18 protein-coding genes are annotated in these 17,243 nt (G+C 31.0%); all 18 read right to left on the bottom strand.

Translation table 11 applies throughout. The features are described from left to right. Window positions 1-190: 190 nt before the first annotated feature. A complete protein-coding gene (locus tag Q0V67_RS08345; protein WP_297598655.1) occupies window positions 191-1,507 on the bottom strand; it encodes an amidohydrolase in 1,317 nt (438 codons plus the stop codon). A gap of 40 nt (window positions 1,508-1,547) precedes the next feature. Continuing rightward, entirely contained in the window at window positions 1,548-2,015 is a 468-nt protein-coding gene (locus Q0V67_RS08350; RefSeq protein ID WP_297598656.1) for a hypothetical protein, read from the bottom strand. Next, window positions 2,008-2,817: a DUF3100 domain-containing protein gene (locus Q0V67_RS08355; protein ID WP_297598657.1), complete on the bottom strand. Its 810-nt coding sequence runs from the start codon at window positions 2,815-2,817 to the stop codon at window positions 2,008-2,010. Before Q0V67_RS08355 ends, Q0V67_RS08350 begins: the two co-directional genes overlap by 8 nt. Window positions 2,818-3,051: 234 nt before the next feature. Next, window positions 3,052-4,338 carry a hypothetical protein gene (locus tag Q0V67_RS08360; RefSeq protein WP_297598659.1) on the bottom strand — a complete coding sequence of 429 codons (1,287 nt, stop codon included), beginning with the start codon at window positions 4,336-4,338 and terminating at the stop codon, window positions 3,052-3,054. 27 nt (window positions 4,339-4,365) lie between these two features. Further along, window positions 4,366-4,785, bottom strand: coding sequence for a YchJ family metal-binding protein (locus tag Q0V67_RS08365; RefSeq protein WP_297598661.1), 420 nt, complete (start codon window positions 4,783-4,785; stop codon window positions 4,366-4,368). A gap of 5 nt (window positions 4,786-4,790) precedes the next feature. After that, window positions 4,791-5,165: a hypothetical protein gene (locus tag Q0V67_RS08370; RefSeq protein ID WP_297598663.1), complete on the bottom strand. Its 375-nt coding sequence runs from the start codon at window positions 5,163-5,165 to the stop codon at window positions 4,791-4,793. Between the two features lie 11 nt (window positions 5,166-5,176). Continuing rightward, on the bottom strand, window positions 5,177-6,001 hold the full coding sequence (locus Q0V67_RS08375; protein WP_297598665.1) for an NAD+ synthase: 825 nt from the start codon (window positions 5,999-6,001) through the stop codon (window positions 5,177-5,179). 11 nt (window positions 6,002-6,012) lie between these two features. Continuing rightward, window positions 6,013-6,909: a ribosome biogenesis GTPase YlqF gene (ylqF, locus tag Q0V67_RS08380; RefSeq protein ID WP_297598667.1), complete on the bottom strand. Its 897-nt coding sequence runs from the start codon at window positions 6,907-6,909 to the stop codon at window positions 6,013-6,015. A 12-nt stretch (window positions 6,910-6,921) separates the two neighbouring features. Further along, window positions 6,922-7,587 (bottom strand): 16S rRNA (cytidine(1402)-2'-O)-methyltransferase, encoded by a 666-nt coding sequence (gene rsmI / locus Q0V67_RS08385; protein WP_297598669.1) that lies wholly within the window; start codon window positions 7,585-7,587, stop codon window positions 6,922-6,924. Window positions 7,588-7,604: 17 nt separating this feature from the next. Then, complete coding sequence (locus tag Q0V67_RS08390) at window positions 7,605-8,882, bottom strand: S41 family peptidase (RefSeq protein ID WP_297598671.1); 1,278 nt, start codon at window positions 8,880-8,882, stop codon at window positions 7,605-7,607. Then, window positions 8,879-9,685: a TlyA family RNA methyltransferase gene (locus tag Q0V67_RS08395; protein WP_297598673.1), complete on the bottom strand. Its 807-nt coding sequence runs from the start codon at window positions 9,683-9,685 to the stop codon at window positions 8,879-8,881. The genes Q0V67_RS08390 and Q0V67_RS08395 overlap by 4 nt, the downstream gene beginning before the upstream one ends. Continuing rightward, window positions 9,682-10,515 carry an HD domain-containing protein gene (locus tag Q0V67_RS08400; RefSeq protein WP_297598675.1) on the bottom strand — a complete coding sequence of 278 codons (834 nt, stop codon included), beginning with the start codon at window positions 10,513-10,515 and terminating at the stop codon, window positions 9,682-9,684. Before Q0V67_RS08400 ends, Q0V67_RS08395 begins: the two co-directional genes overlap by 4 nt. Then, complete coding sequence (gene dxs / locus Q0V67_RS08405; RefSeq protein ID WP_297598677.1) at window positions 10,502-12,328, bottom strand: 1-deoxy-D-xylulose-5-phosphate synthase; 1,827 nt, start codon at window positions 12,326-12,328, stop codon at window positions 10,502-10,504. The genes Q0V67_RS08400 and dxs overlap by 14 nt, the downstream gene beginning before the upstream one ends. A gap of 2 nt (window positions 12,329-12,330) precedes the next feature. Beyond that, entirely contained in the window at window positions 12,331-12,792 is a 462-nt protein-coding gene (locus tag Q0V67_RS08410) for a divergent PAP2 family protein (protein WP_297598679.1), read from the bottom strand. A 24-nt stretch (window positions 12,793-12,816) separates the two neighbouring features. After that, on the bottom strand, window positions 12,817-13,125 hold the full coding sequence (gene yhbY / locus Q0V67_RS08415) for a ribosome assembly RNA-binding protein YhbY (RefSeq protein ID WP_297598681.1): 309 nt from the start codon (window positions 13,123-13,125) through the stop codon (window positions 12,817-12,819). A 30-nt stretch (window positions 13,126-13,155) separates the two neighbouring features. Further along, on the bottom strand, window positions 13,156-15,063 hold the full coding sequence (locus Q0V67_RS08420) for a ribonuclease J (RefSeq protein WP_297598683.1): 1,908 nt from the start codon (window positions 15,061-15,063) through the stop codon (window positions 13,156-13,158). Continuing rightward, on the bottom strand, window positions 15,060-16,850 hold the full coding sequence (gene mrdA / locus Q0V67_RS08425; protein ID WP_297598685.1) for a penicillin-binding protein 2: 1,791 nt from the start codon (window positions 16,848-16,850) through the stop codon (window positions 15,060-15,062). The genes Q0V67_RS08420 and mrdA overlap by 4 nt, the downstream gene beginning before the upstream one ends. Further along, window positions 16,847-17,242: a hypothetical protein gene (locus tag Q0V67_RS08430; protein ID WP_297598687.1), complete on the bottom strand. Its 396-nt coding sequence runs from the start codon at window positions 17,240-17,242 to the stop codon at window positions 16,847-16,849. Before Q0V67_RS08430 ends, mrdA begins: the two co-directional genes overlap by 4 nt. Window position 17,243: the final 1 nt, after the last annotated feature.

Consider the following 17,243-nt stretch of genomic DNA (forward strand, 5'->3'; position numbering starts at 1 on the left):
TTGTTATGTTATTTTTTGAGCATGTTTTATATTATACGTCAATATACATATAAATACAATATTTTTATTACATACACATGTTATGTAATTTTATTTTTTTAAAGAACGGTGTTATGAAATAAAAGCGAAAATAGAAAAAGAGGCTATTACTAGCCTCTTTAAAAGGAAAAATATCGAAAATTAGTTATTGTTATGCTTTTATAACCTTGTCATTTGACTCCATGAAAGTTAAGTACTCCTCTTTAGTCATGACAGGTTTAAAGTTTGCTAAAATCTCTTTTGCTTTTGTAGCATCTCCAAACAATAGCTCAACAACTGTTAGTGCCATTGCTTTTGCCGGCATTAAGATTGCAATCTCTTCATCTACTGTAGTAAACTCTCTTGTATGTAAAGCTCCTTTGATTCCACCAAACATAGGATGAAGTGTCGGCATTAGATGAGATACGTCACCAAAATCAAATGATCCTGTGAAGTCTCCACCTTTTATCATATCATCTTTTAATCCTAAGTACTCTACGTTATTTGCTAAAACATCTTCCATAGAATCATGTCTTAATATTGGTAGGTATCCAGGTATCTCAGTTAATTCAATCTCTGCTCCAACAGCATACGCTCCAGCTATTAAAGCTCTATTAACCTTTCTATTGGCATCAATCATTCCTTCAATAGTTCTGGCTCTTACATATGATTCCATTCTTACATCTGCTGGAACTGAGTTTACAATATCTCCACCTTTTGTAATAATTGGGTGGAATCTAACTCTATCGCTATCTTTAAATGTTTCTCTTTGTGCATGAACATTATTTATTCCTAACATCGCTGCATTCAATGCATTTATTCCTTCATGTGGAGCTGATCCAGCATGTGCTTCTTTTCCTATAAATTTAACTGTTTTCCCTATAAATCCATTACTTACAGGACCTGTTAAAACTTTTTTATCTCCTAAATCAAGAGCGTGAAACATAAGTGACATATCAACATCATCAAAAGCTCCATTATATATTAACTCCTGCTTACCACCAAAATATTTTATCTTTCCAGATTCTCTTAACTTTGTTCTGTACTCTAATTCAACAAACTCCTCCGCCGGTGTTGCCATAAAATCAACTTTTCCACCTAACTCTTCTAAAATTCCAGATTTTATAAGACCTGTTGCTGCTCCTAACATTCCAGCAATTTGAATATGATGTCCACAAGCATGAACTGCCCCTAATTCATTTGAATCAGAATGGTCTCCACAAGAAATTGCATCCAATTCTCCTAATATCGCTATTTTTGGACCTGTTGCATCCTTATTAGCTCTCGCTCTACATCCAGTATAAGCAATCCCTTCTTCAACTTCTAATCCTAATTCAGTTTGAAAATAATTTGAAACTATTTTTGTCCCTTCAAACTCTTTATACCCAAACTCAGGATTATCATACATAGCTTTTCCAGCCTTTAATATTATCTCTCTATTTTCATCAATAGTCTTTATTACTCTATCTTTAATTTCATTTATATTCATATTGAGCCTCCCATAAAATTTAAATTATATTTACTGATATTTAAATTACTCCTTGATATGTTAAAACTGTTTGAGCTATAAGTGCACAAGCAAAGAATATTGTTGTAAATACTACAACTGCGATTATAACAATTTTCCACGACATAGCTTTTAACTGTTCAATCTTATCTCCAACGGATATTCCTGCAAATGCTAAGAGTGGAGTACACAGTGGCATAAACTCTACCGTTCCTATTTCAGGTGCTATAATCTTTGCAAAAGGTAGTGCTTGAATACTCACTATCATTCCAACTATTGTTGAAAGTGCATATGCTGGTAGCGGAAATTTAGGAAACATATCTTTAACTGCGAAACAAAGAAGTGCTAACGCTATTATTAAAAACATTCCTGGAATTGCTCCTACAAATTGTTTCTTCATTCCAATTGCTTGTCCTGTCAATACTATAACTCCTGCCATAGACATCAATAAAAAGTATATTAAATATTTTTTCAAATCAAAACTACGCATATTTTTCCACTTCCTTTTTTAAAAATTTTGGTTCTAATTTTTTATAATACCACTCTGTAAACGGAAGTGATATAAACACCAAAATATTTACTCCTGTTAATCCTGAAAGCATATTACTTGTTGATGCGTATGCAAATACTTGTTCAGCATATTGAGGTCCTACAACTTCTGCTAACGATGAAGCTGCAGCTGTCATCATGCTTCCACTCCCTACACCACAAGCCATTCCTAATGCTAATGGATGAAGTCCACTGTATATAGATATTGATCCTAAAATTCCAAAATAAATTGTTCCTACTATAGTTCCTGCTAAATACACACCTAAAACTCCGCTTCCCTCTGGTGAAGAGATTCCATATTTTTCTCCAATTACACCTAATGAGGCCTCTCTACTTATACTCGAACCAGCTCCTATCGTCTCCCTTTTAAGTCCTAATTTTAATGCTAAAGGAACTGCTATTATAGGGGCTAATATATGTCCTAACTCCTGTGCTAAAAATGCCGGTCCTGCTTGAATTATTTTTTCTATATTAGGACCTACAAATGTTCCTAATTTTATTCCTAACATCAGAAGAATAAGCATAACCATATCACAAGCTATTTTCATCTCTTTTTCTCCGATAATATCTCTTAATTTTTGAATCTTTTTTCCTAATAAATCAGGAGTTAACATCATTCCAATAATAACCGCAAATAGCATTGGAAATAAAGCTACTTTTCCTAGTTGTACTTTCCCAATTTTTTCACAGACTAATGAAATTATTGTTACAACTAAAAATACATTAATTGTACTTCTTTTCATAATAATTCCCTCTTTTCTATAACTTTTTTTATTTACCTATCCCAATAATACTTTTTCGTCTTTAATAGGTCTTTAATTATCTTTTTAGATAATACTATTTTTTAAAGATAAAGTCAAGCTAAAATTCGTATTTTTTATTTATTTTTAAATTTAAACGTTCTTTTTCAGAACTGTTAACCTGCGTTTAACGTCAAATAAAAAAAGTTGGAAGTAACTTCACTACTTCCAACTTTTTTAAAAATTAAACTTTACTACTCGTCTAGGTCTGCCAACCTTAGAACAAAGCTCATACTCTATCGTAGTGGCAAATCCACTTTCTAAAATAGGTTTTATTACTCTATTTACGCTTCTTTCACTAATCTCCAACATTTCTGAGAGCTCTTTACTTGTGAATTCTCGTTTCCCTAAATTTTCTTGGATTGATTTAAGTTTATAAAGATATTTGGGACTAACTCCTATTTCTTTAGCTTCTTTTTTTATATTATCTGATACTTTAGCCATATAGTCCAATCTATTTTTCTTATAAAGAGGTCCTCTTATCTTGTTGTCTGAAAAAAGATAAGCTTCCCCTTTTTCGTGAATCAAACTTATTTCCAAAGCTTTTTTAGCATTTTTTGATGCCTCTTGAATATTTTCAGCATATCCAATACCTATCGCTAATTTATCGCTCGGAATTATCACTTCATTTAATAGTTTATAAAAATATTCCTGATTTTCACTTTTTTCTAATATTCTCTGAGTTGTAAAAAACATATACTCATCACTACCAAATTCTTGGTAATTTCCATGAATAATTTTAGAATATTTTAAAAACAATTGATTCAGTTTAATTTTAAACATGCTTTTGTCGTAAAAGTTTTCATCTTTTTTAGATTTTCTTATTATCTTTATTATTTTTATTCCAATTCTATTTTTATTGTTTTCATTAATTTGTATATCTTTTAAAAGATTTTCCATTTGATTAATTATCTCATTTTTCGAAGCTTGCAATCTATATACTGGAATATTTTTTAATTTAAAATAATCATATACGTAACCAAAAGATGTCAATATACAATTCACCTTATTTTGAGCTAAATTTTTTATATGTTCATCTAAAAAATCAGTTTCTTTTTTATTTTCATAATACTCTTGGACATCAATACTTGCTAGCTCTATTCCAAACTCTTCTAGAACTTGCTTTAATGTTTCTGTTTTTACTATATCTGCCCCTATTTTTAAGACCGTTAAATCTGAATAATCATTCCTTACTTTCCATAAAGCTTTTAATATTCCACCAACTTCTCTATTTGAATAAACAATTGGTATATCTAACTGTAACTGACTTATAATTTCTGAATAGACACCGATTCCTGTCGAATAAATCCCATCTACCTTCCCCTTTAATTCCTCTAAAAAATCTAAAGATTCTCCCAATTGATTAATTTTATAAGATAAAAAAGTTACTTCAGAATACTGAACTGATAAAGTTCTAAATATTTTTTCTACTGAATCTGGGTATCCTATAATAGCTATTTTCATCTGTTACTCTCCCACCGTTAATTTAAATTACTTTCCACAACATTTTTTATATTTTTTTCCAGATCCACATAGACATGGGTCATTTCTTCCAATTTTATCGTCTTTTACTATTGTACCTTGAAGAGGTAACCATCCATTATAAAACCACTTACCATCTTTTTTTACAAATCTACTTTTTTCATGGTGAACTGTTAATTTTCCATTTTCTCTATAAGATGCTTTGAACTCTACTATTCCTTCATCATCACCATCTTGTCCCTCTTCAGTTGATATAATTTCTAATCCTAACCATTCCGATTCCGTCGCCCAATTTTTTGTCTCTTGAACATCTAAGTCATGTCTTGTATCTGGATCTTGAGTTTCAACTAAAAAATCTATATCTCCAGTTTCAAAAGCATTATATCTTGCTCTCATCAACTCTTCTGCAGTTTTAAAATCATTTAACATATTCTTTACTCCTTTGTTTTATTTAATAGTTCCAAGTCTTTTTCAAGTTTTTTAGTTTTTTTATATATTTCATTAATTCTAAATTCCAAAGAATTTAGAATCCAAAATTGAAAATGACTTGCTCTTTGAGATTCATAGAACATCCAAATTAGCTTTATAACACCAAACAGTATTGCTACTTGAACAGCTAAAGAAGGAGTAATTCTGTTGAATACACCACCTAAAACTAAAAGAGCTACAATAATAACTATCAATAATGTATTCACTATTTTATTTTGTTTATTATTAGAGCCACCGATTTGACCTACAATATTCCTAATTCTTTCTTTTTCTTTCTGGAATTCTTGTAACTCTTCTCTTAATTGTTCTTCCCCTCTCAAAATTCCTCCTTTTAAACTCCCCAATCTCTAGGATATCTAAACTCTCTTCCGATAGTTCTTGTAGATATCTTTGCTATCAACGGTAATTTTCTTTTGTATTGTGATATTTTTATTTTCCAAATTACTTTATTCACTATTTCTTCAGGATATCCTGCGTCTATAATATCCTCTTTTTTCTCTCTTTCATCTATCAATCGATATAAAATTTCATCTGCCAATTTATATGAAAATCCTAATTCACTTTCGTCTGTTTGTCCTTCCCATAAATCAGCACTTGGTTTTTTATCTATCAAAGGGGCTGGAACACCCATATGTTTTGATAACTCCCAAATCTGTGTCTTATATAGATCTCCAATTACATTTATAGCCGAGGCTGCATCTCCAAACTGAGTGCTATATCCTAATAACATCTCTGTTTTATTAGAAGTTCCCAAAACTAGTGCTTTTTCTTTAGCTGAATGATCAAATAAAATACACATTCTTTCCCTTGCCATTCTATTTCCTTTTCTAAGACCATCCATATCAGGATTCATCAAGAAATAAGGTTCAACCATAGGTGTTATCTCTATCACTTTTGACTTTATTCCTAAATCTTCGACAACTAATCTAGCATGCTCAATACTTTCTTTGCTCGATGTTTTATAAGGCATAAGTATTCCTAAAACATTTTCAGCACCGAAAGCTTTTGCTGCTAAATAAGCAACTATTGCTGAGTCTATTCCTCCTGAAAGTCCTAAAACTACTTTAGAAAACCCAACTTTTGTAGCCTCTTCTTTTAAAAAATTAATCAATATATTTTCAACTAAATTTAAATCTAAATCTAATTTACAATCCATTCCAATTTCTCCTATTTATATAAATCTTTTAAGTGCTCAGCTAAATCCATATCCAGTCCAAATTTACCTAATTTACATGCTCTGTAGTCTCTTAGTAATGTATATGTTGCTTGTTGAACATTTAAATGTCCACCTTTTTGTAACATGTTCATTCTAAGTGCTATTGATTCTAGTAACCCTCCAGAAACTTGATCAAAATCCTCATCGTGAAGTTTGTATTTATCTTTTAATACATTTTTCATTCCCATAGCAAGCATCTTTTCTATTAAAATACACGCAACTTCATCAATTGGTAATATTTCATCTCTGATTGCTCCACTTATAGCTAAGTTATATCCAACTTCTTGATTTTCGAATTTTGGCCATAATATTCCTGGCGTATCTAGAAGTTCTAATCCCTCTTTTATTCTAATCCACTGTTTTCCTCTTGTAAATCCTGGTTTATTTCCTACTGCAGCACTATTTTTTCCAACTATTCTATTTATTAGTCTAGACTTCCCAACATTTGGAATTCCTGCAATCATAAGTCTTGTATTTATTTTTCTTAAACCTTTTTTTAATAACTTTTCTTTTTTCTCTTTAGAAACCTTCTCTATTATTGTATAAAGGGCTTTTATATTAAATCCTGTCTCCGCTGAAAGTTCTAAAACCTCATCTGCAAAATTATTTTCTTTAAAGAATTTTTTCCAAAAAGCGATCTCATTTTTTGTAACTAAATCAGCTTTATTTATAACTATAACTCTTTTTTTATTTTTAGCAAAACTTGCTATATCAGGATTTTTACTTGATAGAGGAATTCTAGCATCCACAACTTCAAGAACTATGTCTATTAAAGGCATATTCTCCTTTATCAAATCTTTTGTTTTTTTCATATGACCTGGATACCAGTTTATTTTTGTCATTGCCATTTTACTTCACCTCTATTTTTCGTTACCTTTTATTAGAAGAACTATCTCTCCCTTTATAGGATTTTTAGCTAATTTTTCTCTCAGCTCTGTTGTTGTTCCTCTCAAAATCTCTTCATATAATTTTGTTATCTCTCTCACTATTACAACTTCTCTAATACCTATAAATGTTTCAATATCTCCTAATGTTTTTTCTATTCTATGAGGTGATTCAAAAATTATTATAGTTCTTTCTTCTGTTGCTAAAGATTTTAAAAGTGTTTGTCTTCCTTTTTTCTTAGGTAAAAACCCTTCAAAGCAGAATCTTCTCGTTGATATTCCTGCTACCGAAGCTGCTGCTGTCATTGCACTGGCTCCTGGAATTGGAACCACTTTTATCCCTCTTTTTAAAGCTTCATCAACCATTTCAAATCCTGGATCTGAAATGCACGGTGTACCTGCATCTGTAACTAAAGCAATTTTATTTCCATTCTCTAGCATATTTGCTATATTTGCTATTTGATGCATTTTTGTATGCTCATCATATCTATATACAATTTTTTCTATCCCTAAATGATTTAGTAACTTTTTTGTTACTCTTGTATCCTCTGCAAAAACAAAATCGACCTCTTCAAAGGTCTTTATTGCTCTAAGTGTTATATCATCTAAATTTCCTATTGGTGTTGCCACTATATAAAGCATTTTCTACCTCTTTCTACTTATTTTTTCTCTAGAAGTTTATTCATTTCCAAAACTGCTCTATCCAATTGAATATCCCCTTTGGACATTATTTTTTTAGCTTCCTCTTCGCCCTTAACTTCTTTTATAATTTCATTCCTATTCTCTTTTGTTTCCTCTTCATTTACATTAGTCACAAAACCATTAAAAAATAAGAAGTCATCCTTTTCTTCTACTAAAATATCAGGTTCAATCCCTTTTCCATGTATAGATACTCCACTAGGAGTATAATATTTGGCAATTGTAATTTTTATTCCATCCCCATCCGGTAAAGGTAATAATGTTTGAACACTTCCTTTTCCAAAACTTTTTTCTCCTATTAAGATTCCTCTTTTATAATCTTTAATAGCACCCGATACAATCTCTGAAGCTGATGCACTTCCTTCATTTATCAAAATTATTAATGGAAAATCTCCGAAATATTTTCCTTCTCTATATGCTATCTCTTCATCTCCTGTTTTTCCTTTAGTGCTCACAATTTTACCTTCTGGAATAAACATAGATGAAATTTTTACAGCCTGTCCTAAAGATCCTCCTGGGTTACTTCTTAAATCTAAAATTATCCCTTTAGCTCCTTTTTTCAAAAGACCTTCTAAATCTTTTTTTACATCTTTGTAAACATCCTCGCCAAATTGAGTCAATCTTAAATAGCCGATATTCTTATCTATTATTCTACTTTTAACATATTTCAACTCTATTATTGATCTTTTTAGTTCAACATCTTTCGTTTCTTTGGCTTCCTCTCTATAAACTGTAAGTTTTACTGAAGTTCCTGGTTCACCTTTTAATTTTTTAACACACTGCTCACTTGTTAATTTATAAGTACTTTCTCCATCTATTGCAACTATTTTATCTTTAGCTTTAATTCCTGCTAAGTATGCTGGTGTGTCTTCGATTGGAGATACAACTAACAAAGGTTCATCTGATTTCTTTTGGATAACCATTCCTACGCCAGCGTATTTCCCTTCTATATCCTCTTTAAAACTTTCTAACTCCTCTTTAGTAAAATACGTAGAGTGAGGATCATCTAAAGATTCCATCATACCTTTTAAAGCTCCTTGCATCAGAGTTATATTTGTGGGATCTTTTTCGCCACCCACATGATTTTCTTTTATAATATTCATAATATCAGACATCTCTTTTAACTCTTTTATATTTGTGATAAATCCATTATCTACCGAATAAGATGTTGCTGTATTCACAAGCATCATTCCGGATAAAAATAGTGCTACTCCAGTATTTCTCAACAGTTTTATCATATAGCTCCTCCCAAGTTCTTTCCTAACTTTACAACAGCTTCAATATTAATCTGAGAGTCATCTTCTCCTAATTCAAATAGGGAGATATACTCCACATTCCCCTTAGTTCCTGTAATTGGTGAAAAATCTAAGGCCTTTAATCTAAGCCCTGCCTTTTTTGCTTCTTCCACAACCATCTCTATTGCCATTAGATGTTTCTTACTATCTTTAACTATTCCACCTTTTTCAATATTTTCCTTTCCAACTTCAAACTGTGGCTTTATTAAAGCCATAAGTTTTGTTTCAGAATTAAAAAATTTAATCAGATGTTCTATAACTTTTGTTATTGATATAAACGATACATCCATTACTATATAATCTGGTTTTTCATTGTTTAAATCAACTGAAGTCAAATCTTTTATATGCATATTTTCTAAAGACTTAACCCTATTATCATTTCTCAATTTCCAATCAAGTTGATTTGTCCCAACATCCACAGCATAAACAAATTTTGCTCCATTTTGCAAAGAACAATCTGTAAACCCTCCTGTTGAAGATCCTACATCTAAAACAACTTTATCCTGAAAATTTATATTAAAAACTGAAATAGCTTTCTCCAACTTCATTCCACCACGGCTTACATACTTACATGCGTCACCTTTTACTCTTATAACAGGTTCATCATCTATTTTTATAGATGTTCCTGCTTTATCTATTTTTTTTTCATTTATTATAACTAATCCTGCCATTATTGCTCTTTTTGCTTTTTCTCTAGTTTCGTAAAATCCTTTTTCAACTAGAAGAACATCTACTCTTTCTTTCATTCGTTCCCTTCCTTTTCAAAGATTTTAATATCTTCTAGATAATTAAGCAATGGATTTTCTAGTATTAAATTTTCAAATCCCTCTCTATCTACAGCCTTTATTAACTTTTCTGTTTCTCTTACTCTTTTAGTAAAGAAATCATCTCCTATAGGAATTTTCTTTTTACTTTTATAATAACCCAATAATTGCTTTGTATTTTTTAATCTCAATTCGTGTTTAGCTCTTTTTAATCTATCTTTAATTACACCTGTAGTACAACTAAATTTTTTAGCTACTTCATCGATATTTAATCCTTCACTCATCAGCTTTAATATTTTATCTGCACCGATAGGGTTAATTCTATGATACTTCGCCGAATACATATCAGCTCTATGAACAATATGAGCCTCTTTAGTATTGGGTTGAATTTTCCCCCATTTTCCATGATGTGAAATAACTATATGTGTTATATTTTTCTTTATTTTATCTATTATTTTTAGATTTAAAGCCTCTTCAATCTCATTTAAAACCTTCTCAGCTTCTTTTATAATATACTCTGGTTTTTTTATCATCATTTGAGAATGTGATAATTTTTCATCAGCTTTTCTAATACTTCCCTTACTTAAATCGTGAATAATAACCCCAACTACTATAGAAAAAAATTCTACTCTTTCTCTCGCTTCTTTTAAATCTCTAAAATCTCTTCTTATCTCTTCAAAAGATATTTTTAATACATCATATGTATGCGTAGTTATCTTTACTCCCTGGTCATCGTGATGATCTAAATCCAAAACCATCTCGTGTTCTAGTAGTAACTTGATAAACTTTAGTGCATTACTATTTTTCGCCATTAATGCTACCCTCAATTCTATCTATTAGTTTTTTGCCTCTTAGGCCATAATCTTCTAGAAGTATATTTCTTGATCCATGCGGAATAGATACACTATCTAGAGCTATTATATTTATTTTAATTTTAATTTTTTTCTCATTTAAAAATTCTAAAATCTCAGAACCAAATCCGCCTCTTTCATATCCATCTTCAAATGTAAATATATTTGTATATTTTGAAAATTCATCTAAAATGAAGTCTTCATCTAATGGTCTTATTGATGAACAACTTACTATTGTTCCATCCAATCCCTTTTCTCTAAGTTTTTCTTCTATCTCAATTACTTCTTTTAACATTGCTCCTGTTGCTAAATAAAGATTTTTTGTTCCTTTTTTTACTTCTGTCCACTTTCCTAATTCGAACTCTAAATCATTTTTCAATTCAAAATTTTTCCCTCTAGGAAATCTTATGGCTAAAGGTCCACTTTTAAAATCTTTTGAAAATTCTAATACTTTCTCTAACTCTTTCCCTGTTGTAGGTGCTATAACTCTATAATTTGGCATGCTTAAAAACATATTCAAATCATGTATTCCTTGATGAGTCTTCCCATCTTCTCCAACTATTCCTGCTCTGTCAACAATAAATCTAACTGGTAGGTTTTGAAGTCCCACATCATGAATCATTTGATCAAAAGCCCTTTGAAAAAAAGTTGAATAAATAGCCACATAGGGTTTCTTTCCAGATATTGCCAATCCTGCAGCAAATGTAACACCATGCCCTTCTGCTATTCCTACGTCTATACATCTATTTTCAAATCTATTTTTGAACTCTCCTAGTCCTGTTCCTTTTATCATTGCTGCTGAGATAGCATAGATCTCATTATCTTTTTCAGCAATCTCTACTAATTTTTTACCAAAAATACTTGAGTAGCTTTTTTCGCCTGACTCAACTTCTCCTGTTTCTGGGTTAAATGGTGATATCCCATGAAACTTTTCTTTATTTTCTTCTGCTAAATGGTAACCTTTTCCTTTTTCTGTTTTTATGTGCACAAAAACAGGCCCTTCCATATCTTTTGCAATGGATAAAGTTTTTATCAATGACTCTAAATTATGACCATCTATAACTCCTAAAAATTGATATCCTAAAACTTCAGATATGCTTGACGGTAAAAAGAATTGTTTAACAGAATACTCTATTCTTTCTAGCAAGTTTTTTAATTGAACTCCCACTCGCCCTTTACTGACTATGTCTCTAATATCTTTTCTGATGTTCATATAAGCGTTACTCACCATCAATCTACCAAAAAAGTTAGATAATGAGCCCACATTTTTCCCGATAGACATTTCATTATCATTAAGTATAACTATTAAATTTTTTATATTTTCTCCAATATTATTTAACGCTTCTAAAGAATGTCCATTAGCTATTGACGCATCTCCTACAACAACTATTACTTTGTTATTTGGATTAGCTGTGGCTATTCCTGCCCCTGCCGACAATGCGCTGCCCGCATGACCTGAAATAAAAAAGTCGTAACAACTTTCTTTAGGGTCTAAAAATGGTCCTATCCCATTTTTTGTTCTCAATGTACCAAACTTTTCTTTTCTTCCTGTCAATAATTTATAAACGTATGATTGGTGTCCTACGTCAAAAAGTACTTTATCATTCGGTAGATCAAAAATTTCGTATATTGCCTGAGTTAATTCTACAACTCCCAGATTAGGTGCCAAATGTCCACCATTTTTACTAGTTATCTCTATCAGTGTATTTCTAATATCTTCGCTTTCTTTTTTTAATTTCTCGATGTATTCCTTATCTACCTTCATACTCTCCATCCTTAAGCTTGAATATAACCTTTGAATAAAAAGGCTACAACCACTCCTAATATAGCCCCCACTAAAACTTCCATAGGACTGTGCCCCAGAAGCTCTTTCAATTTTTCATCGTGTAATTTCTCCCCCACTTTTGCTGCAAATCTATCTAGTAAGGTATTTAATAATCCTGCATGTTTTCCTGCAGCTCTTCTTATTCCCGCAGCATCATACATAACAACCCCTGCTAAAACAAATGCTATTGCAAAAATGCTACTTTGTGTCCCATGAGCAATACCTATTGCTGTACTAAGTGATGCCATTGTTGAAGAATGGGAGCTTGGCATTCCCCCAGTTTCAAAGATTCTTCTAATATTTAGTTTTTTATCTATAAATATTGTTATTATCACTTTATAAAACTGAGCTATAAACCAAGCTATAAACACTACATCTAGAATTCTATTGCCTAAAATTATTCCTTTTTCCATAGTCTTTCCCCACTCTCTATTTTTTTACTTTATTCCTTTTAATTCTAAAGATATTGATGGTTTTTCTTCGCTCTCTTTATAGAAAGTTATTGTTCTTCCTATTATTGAAACAACTTCTGCACCTATTGCATCAGCTATTTGATAAGCAACCTCTTTTTTTTCAACTTCTGAATTTTGAAGAATTTTTACTTTTATTAATTCTCTTGGAGCTATTGCATCAGCTACCCCTTGAGCTAAAGTTTCTGAAAACCCTTCTTTTCCTACTCTAAATATTGCGTCTAAATTGTGAGCTCTCTTTTTTAAAAATGCTCTCTTCTTACTTGTTAAATTCATTTTTTCTCCTCTTTATCTCTTAAATTCTTTTTATACATCCATGATGATTGGTAATATTACTGGTGTTCTTTTTATTCTGTTATAGAAGAATCTACTAGCTATATCTCTAACACTATTTTTTATAGTTGTCCAATCTTTTACGCCAGTTTCTTCAAATTCTTTTAATTTTACTTTTATATGTTCATTGGCCTCATTTAATATTACTTCTGAGTCTCTTGAATAAACAAATCCTCTTGTTACAATATCTGGTCCGCTTAGAACTTTTCCTGTTTCTTTATCCATAGTGAATACAACGATTACAACCCCATCTTGCGATAGTTGCTGTCTATCTTTTAACACTATATGCCCTATATCTCCAACACCAAGTCCATCAACCAGTGTTGCTCCTGCATTAACTTTTCCTTTTATTTTTGCACTTGTTTTAGTCACTTCAACCTTACTTCCATTAGTTGCAATAACTATGTTGTTTTTTGAAATTCCAGTTTCAATAGCAGTCTCTTTGTGAGCCTTTAGCATTTTGAACTCTCCATGTACAGGCATAAAATTCTTAGGCTTAATCAAGTTTAACATCAATTTTTGTTCCTCTTTACTAGCATGTCCCGATACATGTATTCCTGCTATCTTTTTGAATACAACTTCTGCATCGTATTTTAAAAGACTATTTATATTATTTGAAACTGCTCTTTCATTTCCAGGAATCGGCGTTGCAGAAATAATTACTGTATCCCCTTCTTTCACCTTCGTATGTTTGTGCATATTTTTTGCAATTCTTGAAAGAGCCGCCATTGGTTCTCCTTGTGTTCCAGTACAGAGAATTACAACTTTATTATCTTTCATCTTATCAACATCAGATAAATTTATCATTATATTTTCAGGAAGTTTTAAATATCCTAATGATGAGGCTATATCAAATACTTTCACTAAACTTCTTCCATCAATAGCTATTTTTCTTCCATATTCATGAGCTATATTTACAATTTGTTGTAATCTATGAACATGCGATGCAAAGGCAGCAACAATTATTCTCCCTTTAGCTTTTGTAAACTCAACTTTAAAGGCTTCTCCAACTGTCTTTTCAGATGGTGTAAATCCTTCTATTTCAGAGTTTGTTGAATCTGATAAAAGTAAATCTACCCCCTCCTCACCAATCTGAGCAAGTCTTAAAAAGTCTACCCCATCTCCATCTACTGGAGTTAAATCAATTTTAAAGTCACCTGTATACATAACTCTTCCTGCTGGAGTTGTAACAACTACTGCATAAGCATCCGCTATTGAATGTGTCACTCCAACAAATTCAACTTCAAAATACTTTCCTATTTTTATCTTATCTCTACCTTTTACTTCTCTCATCTTTGGAAGTACTTTAGATACATCTCCATTTTCAAACTTAGACTTAATCAATGCCAGCGTTAATTTTCCCCCATGAACAGGAATATTTTTATCTATCTTTTGATAAAGATAAGGAATTGAACCTATGTGATCCTCATGACCATGTGTTATAAAAAGTCCTTTTATTTTATCTCTGTTGCTTTCTATATAACTAAAATCCGGGATAACTAAATCTATTCCTAAAAGTCCATCATCTGGGAATGTAACCCCAGAGTCAATTATAATTATCTCATCTCTGTATTGAACTAAAGTCATATTTTTTCCAATTTCATCCAATCCACCTAACGGGATAACATACATTTTTTCTTCTTTCTCTAACTTTAGAGGAGTTTTATTTTCAACCTCTGTATTCTCTTCTTTTTCTATTTTTTTAGGAACTCTTTTTTTCGATATCTGTTCCTCTTTTAATTCTGCTGGTTTTTTTACTTCTCCTGCCACCACATCTTCTGTTTTTTTCTCTGTGGCTTTAGGTTTATTATAATACTTTTTTCGTTTTGGTTTTTTCTTTACTGTGTCTTTCTCCTTTTCAGTAATATTTTCTAAATTCATTTCATCTCCTCATTGTAATATTCCAAATATTTGTCCACAAATTTTTTAGCTACTCCTCCAGCCACACTTCCACCTCCACCTGCTCCTTCTAAAAGAACTGTGAATACTACTTTAGGTTGTTTGTCAGCAGGAAAGTATCCTGCAACAAGTGCATGTGTCTCATCAAACTTTGAGTTCTGAGCTGATCCACTTTTTGCTCCAATTGATAGTCCTGGCGTTCTTAAAGACTTCGTAGTTCCATTATTTTTTTCCACTGTATTTATCAATGCTTTATTTAAAACATCATAATACCAACCTGGCAAATTATTTTCATATAAAACCTCTGGTTTTATATCTATTCTGTCTTTTCCATTTTCCATATAATCAACTACATGCGGAACATAAGCTTTCCCTCTGTTTGCTAATCCCATATATGAGATTGCCACTTGAAGAGGAGTTACTAATAAATACCCTTGGCCTATTGAAAGATTTATTGTATCTCCCTTAAACCACCCTTGTTTAAATCTTTTCTTTTTCCATTTTTCATTAGGTAAAATCCCCGATCTTTCACCAAAAACATCTATATTTGTTAACTTTCCATATCCAAATTTTCCAGCTGTATCAACTATAGATTCATGCCCAAACTCATCGGCATACTTATAATAGTATGGATTAACTGATTCAATTATAGATTTTTCAAAATCCACAGTTCCATGTCCACCTTTTTTCCATGCTTTCCAACTCCATTTTCCAATACTATAAACCCCATTATCATAAATCTTTGTTTTGGGACTTAAGCCGTTATTAAAAAATGAAAATGCTGAAAATGGTTTGAAAACTGAACCTGGCGGATATTCACCTGCTAAACTTTTATTTGTTAATGGTTTTCTTGGATCCCCTGTTATTTCTGCCCATTCTTCCTGAGATATTCTAGAACTAAATGTTGTCAGTGAATAGGTTGGATAGCTCACCATAGTTAAAACTTTTCCTGTTTGAGCATCTAATGCTATCAGAGAACCCGTTAAATTTCTCTCTTCAAAAAGTTTTTCCATATCCTTTTGAAGCCTCATATCCAACGAAAGATGCAAATTATATCCTTCAACTGGATTTTTACTTTTCTCTATTTTCTGTGCTTTATTTAAGGCATTTACCTCTATATAATCATATCCAGGTTTCCCTTTCATTTGAAAATCATAAATTCTTTCGATTCCAGTCTTTCCCACAATATCTCTTGGTGAATAACCTTGGTCTTTTAAATTTTCATATTCTTTTTCCGTAATTTTTTTTACGTATCCTACTGTATGAGCTGCTAAGGTATCATATATATATTTTCTTTTTGAATAACTTTGAACTTCTAAATATGGATAATCACCTATTTTTTCCATCAATTTATGTGCTAATCCTAAATCTAAATCTTCTACAAGTATATTCTCCTTAGTGTATGGTACAATTTCTCCATATTTAATCCTCTTTTGTAAATAATCTTCTGTATAACCAGTAACCTCTTTCATCTCTTTTAGTTGTTTTTCATCTATATGTCTTTGATTCAAATATACCAATCGATATCCTAAAGTGTTTGTTACAATTAATTCTCCATTGGAATCATAAATATTTCCTCTTTCAGCTTCAATTTTTCTTAATTTTACACGATTTTTTTGGGCTAAATAGTTGTATTTATCCTTTTTTACAATCTGCAAATAAGCCATCCTAGATCCCAATAGTAAAAAAGCAACAAATATTAACCCCTTATATATATCTCCTCTAAATTCAAAACTTTTCCCCAGTTTTATTCCAAGATCTTTTTTCACTTAGTTGCTCTCCTCATATATAATAAATTAATTGCAAAATAAAATATTGAAAGAAACAAGATATTTACTATGATTAAAGGACTCCCTATATATTTTTTCCAGACTACAATTTGTAAAATAGATAGAATATAAATATTCCCAATATTGTAGTCAAAATTTATAAAATAAAGATAATAAAAAACAATGTTTATCCCTATAAATATAAAACCGTAAGCTGGTTCACTTGAATGTAAAGCTAAAATAATTGCTAATATAGGAAATAAAAATACTATTTTTTTCTCTTTTTTATATGATAAATAAGCCAGATATGGCATTATTAAAAATCCTTTTGATGACATTTGTGGAATACTATCTAATATAAATATAAATAATATCGAGATAAAATCTAGCATT

The organism is uncultured Cetobacterium sp. (assembly GCF_947072685.1).
Taxonomy (GTDB): domain Bacteria; phylum Fusobacteriota; class Fusobacteriia; order Fusobacteriales; family Fusobacteriaceae; genus Cetobacterium_A.

Coding starts and splice junctions, on each gene's coding strand:
- Q0V67_RS08345 (WP_297598655.1), bottom strand. CDS start 1,507: ATGAATATAAATGAAATTAAAGATAGAGTAATAAAGACTATTGATGAA.
- Q0V67_RS08350 (WP_297598656.1), bottom strand. CDS start 2,015: ATGCGTAGTTTTGATTTGAAAAAATATTTAATATACTTTTTATTGATG.
- Q0V67_RS08355 (WP_297598657.1), bottom strand. CDS start 2,817: ATGAAAAGAAGTACAATTAATGTATTTTTAGTTGTAACAATAATTTCA.
- Q0V67_RS08360 (WP_297598659.1), bottom strand. CDS start 4,338: ATGAAAATAGCTATTATAGGATACCCAGATTCAGTAGAAAAAATATTT.
- Q0V67_RS08365 (WP_297598661.1), bottom strand. CDS start 4,785: ATGTTAAATGATTTTAAAACTGCAGAAGAGTTGATGAGAGCAAGATAT.
- Q0V67_RS08375 (WP_297598665.1), bottom strand. CDS start 6,001: ATGGATTGTAAATTAGATTTAGATTTAAATTTAGTTGAAAATATATTG.
- ylqF (WP_297598667.1), bottom strand. CDS start 6,909: ATGGCAATGACAAAAATAAACTGGTATCCAGGTCATATGAAAAAAACA.
- rsmI (WP_297598669.1), bottom strand. CDS start 7,587: ATGCTTTATATAGTGGCAACACCAATAGGAAATTTAGATGATATAACA.
- Q0V67_RS08390 (WP_297598671.1), bottom strand. CDS start 8,882: ATGATAAAACTGTTGAGAAATACTGGAGTAGCACTATTTTTATCCGGA.
- Q0V67_RS08395 (WP_297598673.1), bottom strand. CDS start 9,685: ATGAAAGAAAGAGTAGATGTTCTTCTAGTTGAAAAAGGATTTTACGAA.
- Q0V67_RS08400 (WP_297598675.1), bottom strand. CDS start 10,515: ATGGCGAAAAATAGTAATGCACTAAAGTTTATCAAGTTACTACTAGAA.
- dxs (WP_297598677.1), bottom strand. CDS start 12,328: ATGGAGAGTATGAAGGTAGATAAGGAATACATCGAGAAATTAAAAAAA.
- Q0V67_RS08410 (WP_297598679.1), bottom strand. CDS start 12,792: ATGGAAAAAGGAATAATTTTAGGCAATAGAATTCTAGATGTAGTGTTT.
- yhbY (WP_297598681.1), bottom strand. CDS start 13,125: ATGAATTTAACAAGTAAGAAGAGAGCATTTTTAAAAAAGAGAGCTCAC.
- Q0V67_RS08420 (WP_297598683.1), bottom strand. CDS start 15,063: ATGAATTTAGAAAATATTACTGAAAAGGAGAAAGACACAGTAAAGAAA.
- Q0V67_RS08430 (WP_297598687.1), bottom strand. CDS start 17,242: ATGCTAGATTTTATCTCGATATTATTTATATTTATATTAGATAGTATT.